This window comes from Agromyces sp. Y782 (assembly GCF_059445405.1).
In genome coordinates this window covers 2,363,243-2,376,337 of record NZ_JCAIUG010000001.1, presented here as the reverse complement: position 1 = coordinate 2,376,337, position 13,095 = coordinate 2,363,243, and the positions used below count along the sequence as shown (strand labels likewise).

At 70.5% G+C, this 13,095-nt stretch carries 6 protein-coding genes; 3 read left to right on the top strand and 3 right to left on the bottom strand.

Annotated features, from left to right (window positions below; all coding sequences use genetic code 11):
* Nucleotides 1-217 precede the first annotated feature (217 nt).
* Entirely contained in the window at nt 218-2,590 is a 2,373-nt protein-coding gene (locus AC1C2S_RS10915; protein ID WP_495352545.1) for an ATP-binding cassette domain-containing protein, read from the bottom strand.
* Nucleotides 2,591-2,713: 123 nt separating this feature from the next.
* Here AC1C2S_RS10915 and AC1C2S_RS10910 point away from each other — a divergent pair, with 123 nt between their 5' ends.
* Nucleotides 2,714-4,375: a molybdopterin-dependent oxidoreductase gene (locus AC1C2S_RS10910; RefSeq protein ID WP_495352544.1), complete on the top strand. Its 1,662-nt coding sequence runs from the start codon at nt 2,714-2,716 to the stop codon at nt 4,373-4,375.
* On the opposite strand, the gene AC1C2S_RS10905 is transcribed toward AC1C2S_RS10910, so the two are convergent.
* A complete protein-coding gene (locus tag AC1C2S_RS10905) occupies nt 4,356-7,343 on the bottom strand; it encodes a putative Ig domain-containing protein (protein ID WP_495352543.1) in 2,988 nt (995 codons plus the stop codon). The two genes, AC1C2S_RS10910 and AC1C2S_RS10905, sit on opposite strands and share 20 nt — an antisense overlap.
* Before the next feature lie 1,021 nt (nt 7,344-8,364).
* On the opposite strand from AC1C2S_RS10905, the gene AC1C2S_RS10900 reads away from it, so the two are divergent.
* A complete protein-coding gene (locus AC1C2S_RS10900; protein WP_495352542.1) occupies nt 8,365-12,000 on the top strand; it encodes a TM0106 family RecB-like putative nuclease in 3,636 nt (1,211 codons plus the stop codon).
* Nucleotides 12,001-12,112: 112 nt separating this feature from the next.
* On the opposite strand, the gene AC1C2S_RS10895 is transcribed toward AC1C2S_RS10900, so the two are convergent.
* Nucleotides 12,113-12,547, bottom strand: coding sequence for a YdeI/OmpD-associated family protein (locus tag AC1C2S_RS10895; RefSeq protein ID WP_495352541.1), 435 nt, complete (start codon nt 12,545-12,547; stop codon nt 12,113-12,115).
* A 68-nt stretch (nt 12,548-12,615) separates the two neighbouring features.
* On the opposite strand from AC1C2S_RS10895, the gene AC1C2S_RS10890 reads away from it, so the two are divergent.
* Nucleotides 12,616-12,891 (top strand): glutaredoxin family protein, encoded by a 276-nt coding sequence (locus tag AC1C2S_RS10890; protein ID WP_495352540.1) that lies wholly within the window; start codon nt 12,616-12,618, stop codon nt 12,889-12,891.
* Nucleotides 12,892-13,095 lie beyond the last annotated feature (204 nt).

Here is a 13,095-nt window from a genome sequence, read left to right as displayed (position 1 = left end):
CCGGAGCCACCTGGGTGAGCCTCGACCGCGACTTCGCACGCTTTCCCGGGGTGAAGTGGTGATCACCGCTGAACTGCAGCCACCGCTCGGTTGAGCATCGGCCGGGCACCTCGGCGGCCTGGCACCTCGGCGGCCTGACACTCCCGGGGTCGAATCGCGACATCCGGATGCGATCCCGCACGTGATTCTGTCGCGAAACAACCCCGGGAACGGGGACTCAAGCCGCGACGTAGGCTGCGAGGTGTGTGCCCGTGAGCGTCGCGGCGTCGGTGACCGCAGCCTCGACGAGCGCCCGGGGCGTGCCTTCGAAGACGATGCGCCCACCATCGCGCCCGGCACCGGGGCCGAGGTCGATGATCCAGTCGGCGTGCGCCATGACGGCCTGGTGATGCTCGATGACGATGACCGAATTGCCGTCGTCGACGAGGCGATCGAGCAGCGCAAGCAGACGATCGACGTCGGCCAGGTGCAGGCCCGTCGTCGGCTCGTCGAGCACGTAGACCGTGCCCGACTTCGCCATGCTGATCGCGAGCTTGAGGCGTTGGCGTTCGCCGCCCGACAGTGTGTTGAGCGCCTGCCCGAGGCCGAGGTAGCCGAGCCCGACGTCGGAGAGCCGCTGCAGGATCGCCCGCGCGGGCTTCTCGGAGAGGTACTCGAGCGCCCCGTCGACCGAGAGCGCGAGCACCTCGGCGATGTTCAGGCCGTTGAGGCGATACTCGAGCACCTCGGCGGTGAACCGCTTGCCGCCGCACTCTTCGCACACGCTCGAGACGGTCGACATGGGGCCGAGTTCGACGAACACGAGCCCGATGCCCTTGCAATTGGGGCAAGCACCCTCGGAGTTCGCGCTGAAGAGGGCGGGCTTCACGCCGTTCTCTTTCGCGAAGGCCTTGCGGATCGTGTCGAGCAGCCCCGTGTAGGTGGCCGGGTTCGAGCGGATCGAGCCGCGGATCGGCGACTGGTCGACGACGACGACCTGGTCGCGCCTCGGCACGTTGCCGTGGATCAGCGACGACTTGCCCGACCCTGCCACGCCCGTGACGACCGTGAGCACTCCGAGCGGCACGTCGACGTCGACCCCGGTGAGGTTGTGCTGGCGGGCGCCCCGGATCTCGAGTGCGCCGGATGCCGCTCTGACCTCGTCGCGGAGCTTCGCCCGATGGTCGAGGTGCCGGCCCGTGAGCGTGTCGGAGGCGCGCAGCCCTTCGAGGTCTCCCTCGAAGCAGATCTGCCCGCCCCGGGACCCGGCGCCCGGCCCGAGGTCGACGATGTGGTCGGCGATCTCGATGACCTCGGGCTTGTGCTCGACGACGAGCACGGTGTTGCCCTTGTCGCGCAACTGCAGCAGCAGCCGGTTCATGCGCTGGATGTCGTGGGGGTGCAACCCGACCGTGGGCTCGTCGAACACGTAGGTGACATCGGTGAGCGCCGACCCGATGTGCCGGATCATCTTGACGCGCTGCGCCTCGCCGCCCGAGAGGGTTCCGGAGGGTCGATCGAGACTCAGGTAGCCGAGGCCGATCTCGACGAACGAGTCGACGTTCTGCCGCAGGTTCGCGATGAGCGGCGCCACGCTCGGGTCGTCGATGTCGGCGATCCACGCGGCAAGATCCGAGATCTGCATCGACGAGGCATCCGCGATGTTGATGCCCTTGATCTTCGACGAGAGTGCCTCTTGGTTGAGGCGCGCGCCACCGCACTCGGGGCACGCCGTGTAGGTCACCGCACGATCGACGAACGCGCGGATGTGCGGCTGCATCGCGTCGCGGTCTTTCGCGAGCAGGCTCTTCTGCAGCTTGAGCACGAGGCCCTCGTAGGTCATGTTGATGCCCTGCACCTTGACCTTGACGGACTCCTTGTAGAGGAAGTCGTGCAGCTCGGCCTCGGTGTAGTCGCGGATCTTCTTCTCGGGGTCGACGAAGCCCGACTCGGAGTAGATGCGCACCATCCACCCGTCGGCCGTGTAGCCCGGAATCGTGATCGCGCCCCCGGCGAGCGACTTGTCGCGGTCGAAGATCTCGTCGAGGTCGAGGTCGTTGACCTCGCCGACGCCCTCGCACCGCGGGCACATGCCGGCCGGCACGTTGAAGCTGAAGTGGAAGCTCGGACCGACGTAGGGCTGCCCGAGCCGGGAGAACAGGATGCGCAGCAGCGCGTAGGCGTCGGTCGCCGTGCCGACCGTCGATCGCGAGTTCGCGCCCATGCGCTCCTGATCGACGATGATCGCGGCAGAGACGTTGCGCAGGCTGTCGACCTCGGGCCGCGGCTGCGTGGTCATGAACCCCTGGATGAACGTGGAGTACGTCTCGTTGATGAGGCGCTGCGACTCGGCCGCGATGGTGCCGAACACGAGGCTCGACTTACCCGAACCGGAGACGCCCGTGAACACGCTGAGCCGCCGCTTGGGGATGTCGAGCGAGATGCCCTTGAGGTTGTTCTCGTGCGCCCCGCGCACCTGGATGACGTCGTGCGCATCGGCGCTGTGCGCATCGGCGCTGTGCCCGGCGGCGGTGTGGTCGGTGGCGCTGTGGTCGGTCGCGGTGTGCCCGGCGGCGGTATGGTCGGCGGCGGTCTGGTCGGTCGCGGTCATGCGGCTGCTCCCCTCGGCGCGGGCGCGCGCCCGCGACTCACGATTCTGACACGAGCCGGTGACATCCGGGCGAGCGGATGCCGCGTGCAGCCGTTGCCTGAACGAGACGCGTACGCTGTGCGCATGCCAGAGAAGAGCGGCCCCGCGCGCGGGTGGCTGTTGCCCGCCGCCGCCGGCGTTGCATCCATCGCCTTCGGAGCCGGGGTCGGAGAACTCGCCGCCGCGGTGCTCGCACCCGCCTCGAGCCCGTTCGTCGTGGTCGGGGCGCTCCTCATCGATCTCGCGCCGGGTTGGGCGAAAGACGCCGCGATCGGCCTGTTCGGCACGGGCGACAAGGTCGCGTTGCTCGTCGGCATCGGGCTCGTGCTGCTCGCCGCCGCCGGAGCGTCCGGAGTGCTCGAGGCTCGGCGCCCGCCCTGGGGGCAGGTGCTCGTCGGACTCATCGGCGCGGCCGGCGCGGTCGCCGCCTCGACCCGCGCGAACGCGCCGATGCTCGCGATCGCGCCGTCGGCCCTCGCGGCGATCGCGGCGGTCATCGCACTGCGGCTGCTCGTGCATCGGCTCCCGGCGGAACCGGAACCCGCTGGTCGAACGGAACCCGCCGGTCGAGCGGAACCCGCCGGTCGAGCGGAACCCGCTGGTCGAGTAGCGAGCGCCAGCGAGCGTATCGAGACCCCCGATCGGGCAACCCCCGGCCGAGCAACCCCCAACGTGCACGTCGACCGCCGCCGATTCCTCGCCTGGACCGGCGGCGCCGTGGCGCTCGGCGCGCTCGCGGCACTCGGCGGCTACGCGCTGCAGGCCGGCACCCGCGCGGTGACCGCGGTGCGCGACGCGATCACCCTGCCGAAGCCCGTCGCCACCGCAGCCGTGCCCGCGGGCGCCGAACTCGGCATCGACGGCCTCGCACCCCTCATCACGCCGAACGCCGAGTTCTACCGCATCGACACCGCCCTCGCGGTGCCCGCCGTCGACCCGGCCGGCTGGAGCCTGCGCATCCACGGCATGGTCGACCGCGAGGTCACGATCACGTGGGACGAGCTGCTCGCGCTCCCCCTCGACGAGAGCATCACGACGCTCGCGTGCGTCTCCAACGAGGTCGGCGGCGACCTGATCGGCAACGCGGTCTGGCTCGGCTACCCGATTCGCGAGCTGCTCGCGCGCGCGGCGCCGACCGCGGACGCCGACATGGTGCTCTCGCGCAGCATCGACGGGTTTACGGCGTCGACGCCGATCGCGGCGCTCACCGACGACCGCAACGCGATCCTCGCGGTCGGCATGAACGGCGAGCCGCTGCCCGCCGAGCACGGCTTCCCGGTGCGCATGGTCGTGCCAGGGCTCTACGGGTACGTCTCGGCGACCAAGTGGGTCGTCGACCTCGAGGTGACGCGGTTCGACGAGGCATCCGCCTATTGGACCGAGCGCGGCTGGAGCGAACGCGGACCCATCAAACTGCAGTCCCGCATCGACGTGCCGCGCCCGGGGCAGTCGGTGTCGGCCGGCGCCGCCGTGCTCGCCGGAGTCGCCTGGTACCAGCACGTGGGCGTCGACGGCGTCGAGGTGCAGATCGACGACGGCGACTGGCGCCCCGCCGACCTCGCGACGGCGATCTCGGACGACACGTGGGTGCAGTGGCGTTTTCAGTGGCCGGATGCCGCGGCGGGCTCGCACACCGTGCGCGTGCGAGCCCTCGGCGCCGACGGTGAGGTGCAGACCGCGAAGCGCCAGGGCGTCATCCCCGACGGCGCGACGGGCCTCGACGAGATCACCGTCGAGGTGCGCTGAGCGTCACCGCCCGGATCCGGCGACGACGCACGAGCAGCAGCCCGGCTCCGAGCGTGAGCACGATCGCCGCGACCACGGCCATGGGCACGAGCTCGAAACCCGTTCGCGCCAAGGGCGTCGATGCATCGTCGGCCGAGGTGTTCGGGGTTGTGGGCTCCGGGTCGGCCACGGCGGCGGCGAGCACGATGATCTCGAAGTCCGCCGATGCATCCTCCCCGACGCCGTTGCCGGCGACCACCGTGAACGTGGTCGTTCCCGCTTCCGTCGGAGTACCCGAGATGACGCCCGTGGCCGCGTCGAGGCTCAGCCCGGGCGGCAGCACCTCATCGCCCGCCGCGAGCGGTGCGACGAGCGGTGCTGCGAGAGATGCGGCATCCGTGACCACGACGGCGGCCGTGGCCGTGGCCGCCTGCATTGCCATCGCCGAGGCCATCGCCGCCGTCGCCGTCGCCACGACTCGGCTCGTCGCCGAGAACGTCGGCGCGGGGTAGCCGGTCGCCTCCACCGTGAACGAGTACGCCGTGCCGACCGTCGCCGCCCCGGGCGCGGTCGTGGTCGTGGTGATCGTCGGCGCGGCCGGAGCGCCATCGACGGTGAGGGTGTAATCGGCGGTCGCATCCGTTCCGACGCCGTTGCCTGCAGCCACGGTGAAGGTGGCTGCCCCCGCCGAGGTGGGGGTTCCCGAGATGACGCCCGTGGTCGCATCGAGGGTCAACCCCTCGGGCAGCCGCCCCTGGGTGATCGAGAACGTGGGAGCCGGGTTGCCGGTGGCGACGACGGTGAACGAGTACGCCGAGCCCACGGTCGCTCCAACCGGCGCATCCGAGGTGATCAGGGGGCCGGCGTTCCAGGTGACGTCGTCGATCTGGAAGTGCGGCACCCAGATCCTCGACGTGCCGAGTGCACGGAACCCGATCTCGATGCGGCTCACCGCACTGCGCGCGGGCCAATCGGACACGTCGAGGGAGAGTTCGTTCCACATGTCGCTCGAGATCGGAACGGTCTCGGTCAGCTCGTCGCCGTCGGCGCCCGTGAGCGTGACGGTCGCCTCGTAGTCGATGTCGCCGCCCAATCCGCCCCACGAATCGACGTGCGCCACCAGCTCCGTCGCCAGTTCGAGATCGAGCGGATGCGGCGGCTCGACGAACACCGATCGCATCGCATCCGCGGGTACGGCGGCCGAAGTGGCATCCATCACCCGCTTTCCCGAGAACGGAGTCCTCGGTCCGTTCGCGAAGCTTCCGGCCCACTCCACCGCCCCGACACCCGAACCAGCCTGCCAGCCCTGGAATCCGTCTTCGAAGTCGTAGATCGAGAACGTCTTGGTCAGCGGCCTGGTGTCACCCGGCGCCAGTGCTGACGAGGCGATGAGCGGCAGCGAGATGCTGTTGGCGATGGCCTGCTGACCCGCGACGTTCGCGTGCGTGCCGTCTCCCGTGTCGTACGGCGGGAAGATGATGTTCGGGTTCGCCGGATCCTTGAGCACCTCATCGAAGTCCAGCAAGCCGTCGCACATGCCCGAGCAGTTGCCGGAGTTCCTGACGAAGGCATTGACGGCACTCCGCTCGGCGTTCTGCTGAGTGGTGTACGAGGGCCGCGGGGTGATCGGCGTGACGAACACGGTGATTCCGGCGTCCCTGAGCCGGGCGAAGATGTTCCGATAGCTCGCGACGATCGTCGCGCTGCTGCAGTTCGCCGACAGGTCGTTCGTGCCGTAGTAGAAGATGACCGCGGTCACACCGTGCAGCGCGAGCACGTCGCGCTCCACCCGGTTGACGCCGTCGTTGCCGCCGCCGGCGCAGCTCGGAGCACTGGTCGTGCCGGCGATGCCCGCGTTGGCGACCGCGAGCTGCGCATCGGCCGGAAGCTCGCTGTTGATACGCCGCGCCAACTCATCCGACCAGCGACGATCCGTGCCGGTCGCGGTGCATCCGGGCCCGCAGTTCTGGCTGCCCTCGCCGTCGACGACCGAGCTGCCGTACGGCACGATGGTGCCGAGCAGTTCGGTGTTGTGCACGTCGACGGCGCTCACGAGGTAGGTCCAGGCCATCTTCTCGGCGAACGGTGCGCCCGAGGCATCCGTCACCTGGTTGCCCGACCCTGTGGCGGAGACGTAATTGTCGCGGTACGGGTAGCTGTGCAGGCTCGGCACCGTCGGCGCAACGACGTACATGCTCACCGCGATGTCGTCCTGCGCGGTCGTCTCGAGTTCGACGGTGTCGCTCCAGACCTCGCCGCCGACCGGGATCGTCACGCTCGGCAGGCCGGCGAACGCCAGGGTCCGGCTGGTCCCGGGCACGGTCGCCGCGCCGGTCGCGCTCAACGCCACCGCGGCAGCATCGATCGTGATCGGCGCGGCACCGTACTGGTTCTGGAAGCGGAATCGAAGCGCGTCACCGCCTTGGCTCAGATGCGTGATCATGCGGAAGGTTTGATTCGTGAATGTGATGCCCGACCGCCGATCCTGCGACTGCGCCCACGAGGTGAACCAGTCATCGGTCGCTGCGGCGGCGCGGGGCGCGGGCGCATCGGCTGGCGTGGAGGCTGGGTCGGCAGTGGCGGGCGCGTCGGCTGGCATGGCGGCTGGGTCGGCAGTGGCGAGCGCGTCGGCGAGGTGCGCGGGCGGGTCGGCAGTGGCAGGCGCGTCGGCGACCGTGGAGGCTGGGTCGGCAGTGGCGAGCGCGTCGACGAGGCGCGCGGGCGCCTCGGCGACGGCGGTCGCGGAGTTGGCGGCGGTCGCGGACTTGGCGGCGGTCGCGGGGTCCGGGGCTTCGACCCCGGCGGCAGCGACGGGCTCGTCGATCTCGGAGGTAGCTGCAGTCGCTTCGGCCTCGGCGGCGGCCGGCGCCTCATCCGCTGCGGCCGCCGCCGGCGCGGCGCTCCCGAGCGCGAAGAGTCCGCCGACGAGTGTCAGTGCGAGCGCCAACGAAGCAATCGGGCGGCCGAGAGAACCCAGAGTTTCGCGCATTACAGTCCTATCGTCGTTGACGGAGCGCAGAGTTGAATCGTTTCAACAAGAGTTTGAAATGATCCTATTGGAATTCCTGCGAGCTGCACAAGCGTTGGCCCGTCGCCTCGACCGCTGCGGCACTCGACGATGTCGTCGTCAAAGCCCGCGAAGCAGTCGGCAGCGCGCCCTCCGGATGCGGAAAGTTGCGCGAGCCGATTCGCTCCCGGGGTGCATCCCCGCCAAATCCACGCGAGAAACGCCGTCGTTGTGACGGGAAAGCACCCCCGGAACGGATGTGGAGGGGCGCGCGAGGCGGAGCGGGAGCAGCGCGGGGCGGGGCCGGAGCAGCGCGGGGCGGGGCCGGAGCAGCGCGGGGCGGGGCCGGAGCAGCGCGGGGCGGGGCCGGAGCAGCGCGGGGCGGGGCCGGAGCAGCGCGGGGCGGAGCGGGAGCAGCGCGGGGCGGGGCCGGAGCAGCGCGGGGCGGAGCGGGAGCAGCGCGGGGCGGGGCCGGAGCAGCGCGGGGCGGAGCGGGAGCAGCGCGGGGCGGGGCGGGAGCAGCGCGGGGCGGAGCGGGAGCAGCGCGGGGCGGGAGCAGCGCGAGGTCACTGTTCGCCCCGAGGAAGTCGTTCCACGCCACACCGACCACCCAACTCTTCAGCACTCACCTCTGCAGCATCCGATTCGCTCCGGGGGTGCATCCCCGCCAAATCCACGCGGGAAACGCCGTCGTTGTGACGGGAAAGCACCCCCGGAACGGATGTGGAGGAGCAGCGCGAAGCGGGGCGGGAGCAGCGCGAAGCGGGGCGGGAGCAGCGCGAGGTGGGGCGGGAGCAGCGCGAGGTTGCGGTGCCTCCCTCGCGGGGTTGCGGTGCCTCCGTCGTCAGGGCAGTGGATGCCGCGGCATCCGTGGGTTCATCATGCGCGATCACCCGTGGTTCGCGATTCATCCGATCGACTTGGCGGTCGACGCATCCCTGCCGGCCTCGGATGTCGGCGGCGGCAGCTACGGTGAAGTCCGGAGACGACGAGAGGACGCCCGATGTATCTGGTCGACGGTTCGGTCGTCACGAGTGCGAGTGATCTGAAGAAGGCGTCCGAGTGCGAGTTCGCCTTCCTGCGCGCGCTCGACGCGAAGCTCGGCCGCATCGAGAAGGTGCCCGACCCCGAAGACGCGATGCTCGAGCGCTCGGGTCGGCTCGGCGACCAGCACGAGCACCGTGTGCTCGAGACCTACCGTGCCGAGCTCGGCGACGGCGTCGTCGAGATCGAGCGGCCCGACGTGCGCGATCCGGCCGCCGTCGCCGCAGCGGTCGAGGCCACACAGGCTGCGTTCGCCGCGGGGGCGCCCATCGTCTTCCAGGCGACCTTCGCCGACGAGGGGTTCATCGGGTTCGCCGACTTCATCGTGCGTCAGCCCGACGGCCGTTACCTCGTGCAAGACTCCAAGCTCGCGCGCCGGGCCCGCGTGACGGCGCTGCTGCAGCTCGCCGCCTATGCCGAGCAACTCCAACGTACGGGCGTGCCCTGCGCCGACACCGTCGAACTGCTCCTCGGCGACGGATCGACGAGCGTGCACCGCCTCGCCGACATCGCCCCCGTCTACCGGCTGCGCCGCGAGCGGCTCGAGCAGATCGTGGCCGACCGGCTCGCCGAGGCCGGCCCGGTCGCCTGGGGCGACCCGCGCTACGCACTCGACGGTCGCTGCCCGACATGCGACCTCGAGGTGCAGGCGCACCGCGACGTGCTGCTCGTCGCGGGGCTTCGGGTCACTCAGCGCGCCGCCCTGTTCGACGCGGGCATCACGACGATCGATGCGCTCGCGGCATCCTTCGGCCCGGTGCCCGGTGTGCTCGACGCGACCATCGAGAACCTGCGGGTGCAGGCGCGGCTGCAGCTCGAGGCCGAGGCAGCCGAAGTGGCCGCCGATGCCTCGGGGCTCCGCTCCCCCGACGACCCGCCACTGCCCCCTCCGGTCGTCGTGCGCGATGCCGCCTCGCTCGCCGCGATTCCCGAGCCCGACCCCGGCGACCTCTTCTTCGACTTCGAGGGAGACCCGCTCTACACCGAGGGCGCGGCCGACGACTGGGGACTCGACTACCTCTTCGGCATGGTCGACACGGCCGAGCAGTTCACACCGCTCTGGGCGCACTCGTTCGCCGAAGAGCGGGTCGCGCTCGTGCAGTTCCTCGAGCTCGTGGCGCTGCGCCGTGCGGCGCACCCGAACATGCACATCTACCACTACGCGAGCTACGAGCGTACGCACCTGCTCACGATGGCCGCACGCCACGGCGTCGGCGAGGCCGCGGTCGACCAGCTGCTCGCCGACGGCGTGTTCGTCGATCTCTACCCGATCGTGAAACGCGCGGTGCGGGTCGGCAGCCGCTCGTACTCGATCAAGAAGCTCGAGCCGCTCTACATGGGCACCGAGTTGCGCGAGGCCGACGTGAAGTCGGGCGGCGACTCGATCCTCGAGTACGTACGCGCTCGCGAGCTGGCGGCCACCGGTGAGACCGATCCGATCACGGGGCTCGTCGGTGCGGCTGCCGCCCAGCACGTGCTCGACGATCTCGCCGACTACAACCGCTACGACTGCGTGTCGACCCTGCGGCTGCGTGACTGGCTTCTCGGGCTCGCCCGCGACGCCGGCGTCGAACCGGTGCCCGAGTCGCTCATCGTCGAATCGGCGAAGGCCGCGGGCAAGGTCTACGAGCCCTCCCCGCTCGCCGTGCACCTGCAGGCCGTCGCCGGCCCGCCCGACGACCCCGACCGAGACGCCGACCACACCGCGCTCGCGCTCGCGGCGGCCGCGATCGACTATCACGACCGCGAGGCGAAGAGCTTCTGGTGGTCGCACTACTTCCGCGTCGAGCAGCCGCTCGAGGCCTGGGAAGACCACCGCGACGTGCTCGTCGTCGACCCCGCGGCATCCGCCGTGGTGCAACGCTGGTACCGCGAAGACCACCACCGAGTCGATCGGCGGCACGTGCTGCTGCGCGGTCGCATCGCGCCGGGCTCGCGGTTCAGCGTCGGCGGCGAGCCGATCGCACTCTACGAACCGCCGGCGCCGTTTCCGAGTCAATCACTGCGCCCCGGTTCGCGAGCGTGGCATTCGGTGCGGGTGCTTGACGTGCTCGACGACGGAGTGCTCATCGAAGAGACCGCGGTCGCCGGCGTCGCCTGGCACGAGCTGCCCTTCGCTCTCGCACCCGGCACGCCCCCGCAGGCCGGGCGACAGCAGGGCGCGATCCTCGAGTGGGCGCAGCGGGTCGACCGCGCCTTCCCGCTCTGGCCGGCAGACCCCGCCGTCGACGTACTGCGGCGCATCCCACCGCGCACCCGCAGTGGCCGCGGACTCGTGCCGCTCGGGCCCGACCACGACTACGTCGGCGCGGTCACCGCGTCGCTCCGCGACCTCGACGACTCGTACCTCGCGGTGCAGGGCCCGCCCGGCACCGGCAAGACCTATCTCGCCTCGCACGTGATCGCCGAGCTCGTGAGCCGGCACGCGTGGAAGATCGGCGTCGTCGCCCAGTCGCACGCGGTCGTCGAGAACGTGCTCGATGCCGTCGTCGCGGCGCGCCTCGACCCAGAGCTCGTCGCGAAAGCGCCGAAAGACCCGAAAGATCCCGGCGCGCACGAGTACACCTTCATCGCGAAGAACGGCGTGGCCGAATATACGGCGGCTCACGAGACATCCGGCTACGTGATCGGCGGCACCGCGTGGGACTTCTCGAACGACAACCGCGTGCCGCGCGGCTCGCTCGACCTGCTCGTCATCGACGAGGCAGGCCAGTTCTCGCTCGCCTCGACGATCGCCTCAGCGGTCGGGGCGCGCAACCTGCTGCTGCTCGGCGACCCGCAGCAGCTGCCGCAAGTGAGCCAGGGCAACCACCCCGAACCGATCGACACCTCGGCGCTCGGCTGGATCACCGACGGCCACGACGTGCTACCGAGCGAGTTCGGCTACTTCCTCGCCGAGAGCCGGCGTATGCACCCCGCGGTCGCCGAGCCGGTCTCGCACCTCTCCTACGAGGGAGAGCTGCACTCGCACCCCGTCGCCTCGCAGCGCATGCTCGACTCGGTCGCGCCCGGCCTCACCGCGCTGCCGATCGAGCACGCCGGCAATACGACCTCCTCGCCCGAAGAGGCGCTCGCGGTCGTCGAGCTGGCGAAGGCCCTGCTCGGGCGGGAGTGGGTCGAGTCGGTCGGCTCCGTCGAGTCGGTCGGCTCCGTCGAGTCGGTCGGGTCGGTCGGCTCCGTCGGGTCGGTTGGGCCGGCCGCGTCGGCCGGGTGGGCGGGTGCCGCGGCATCCGCTCGTTCGCGCCCACTCACCCAGCGCGACCTCATCGTCGTGACGCCGTACAACGCGCAGCTCACCGTCGTGCGCGCGGCGCTCGACGACGCCGGGTTCACCGAAGTGCCGGTCGGCACCGTCGACAAGTTCCAAGGTCAAGAGGCCGTCGTCGCGATCGTGTCGCTCGCCGCCTCATCGGCGGCGGCGGCGCCTCGTGGCGTCGAGTTCCTGCTGCTGAAGAACCGCCTGAACGTGGCGATCTCGCGGGCGAAGTGGGCGGCGTACCTGCTCTACTCCCCGGGGCTGCTCGACGCCCTTCCGTACACGCCCGAAGGGGTGGCGCAACTCAGCGCGTTCGTCCGTCTCGTCGGCGCGCGCTGACCGGGGTCACGAGAACAGGCACCTGCCCGCGGAAGAGACCGCGTGTACCTGTTCTCGGCGCACCCGGCGGGTCATCCTGTTCTGGGGAACGACCGCGCCAGACCGCGGCGGCTCAACCGCCGGACTTCGCGACGATGCCGTCGATGCGCCGCTGCCGCGTCTCAGCGGCCTTCGCGCCCTCGACGGCTGTGACGTGCGCCTTCTTCGCGCTCGGCGTGAGCGCGTCGAACGCGGCTCGCGCCCCTGGCGCCGCCTCGAGCGCAGCCGCGAGATCGGCCGGCACCTCGACCGTGCGCGGCGCCGTGTCGACCTCGAGGTCGACCACGATCGCATCACCTCCGCCGATGCCCGTCGCCGCCCGCTTGTCGGAGCTGAACGAGATCATGAATCTGCCGCCCATGACGGCGACGGTGTTGCGATACTCGTAGCCGTTCACCGTGACGACGACGGGTGGCTTCTTGCCGGCGCCGAGCGCCTCGATCACCTCGGGCGGCACCTCGATGCCGGTGTTGTTGCCGTCTTGGGACATCGTGGTCTCGAATCGCATGAAGCCGAGTCTGCCACCGGCATCCGATGCTGGGAATACTGCACAGGGTACCCACGTAGGTTATTGATATGACTTCCCCTGCTCCCGATCTGAACCCCGCCCGCGTCACGATGTACGGCGCGGAGTGGTGCGTCGACTGCCGCCGCTCGAAGGCACTCCTCGACCGCCGCGGCGTCGACTACGACTACGTCGACCTCGAGACCGTGCTCGACGGCGCCGACCGGGCGAAGGCGATCAGCGGCCGCACGCAGATCCCCGTAGTGGTCTTCCCCGACGGTACGCACTTCACCGAGCCGACCGACGCCGAGCTCGCCGCGAAGCTCGACGAGGCCGTCGCCGCGTAGACCGGTCGGCCCGCCGCCCCGGGGTCTTCTCCGCTGCGGGGTCTTCTGCGCCCCACGGTTCTTCTCCGCCCCACGGTTCTTCTCCGCTGCACGGTCGTTCTCCGATGGCCGGTCAGGCAGATCCGGCTTGGGGCACGCGCGTCGCCGTGTCAAACTTAGGCAATGCTTACCTCAGTACAGTCGTACGGCGTTCGCCGTAGTGCG

What these genes read in the sequence shown, in the direction of transcription:
- AC1C2S_RS10910 (WP_495352544.1), top strand. Translation starts at nt 2,714, where the DNA reads ATGCCAGAGAAGAGCGGCCCCGCGCGCGGGTGGCTGTTGCCCGCCGCC.
- AC1C2S_RS10915 (WP_495352545.1), bottom strand. Translation starts at nt 2,590, where the DNA reads ATGACCGCGACCGACCAGACCGCCGCCGACCATACCGCCGCCGGGCAC.
- AC1C2S_RS10900 (WP_495352542.1), top strand. Translation starts at nt 8,365, where the DNA reads ATGTATCTGGTCGACGGTTCGGTCGTCACGAGTGCGAGTGATCTGAAG.
- AC1C2S_RS10905 (WP_495352543.1), bottom strand. Translation starts at nt 7,343, where the DNA reads ATGCGCGAAACTCTGGGTTCTCTCGGCCGCCCGATTGCTTCGTTGGCG.
- AC1C2S_RS10890 (WP_495352540.1), top strand. Translation starts at nt 12,616, where the DNA reads ATGACTTCCCCTGCTCCCGATCTGAACCCCGCCCGCGTCACGATGTAC.
- AC1C2S_RS10895 (WP_495352541.1), bottom strand. Translation starts at nt 12,547, where the DNA reads ATGCGATTCGAGACCACGATGTCCCAAGACGGCAACAACACCGGCATC.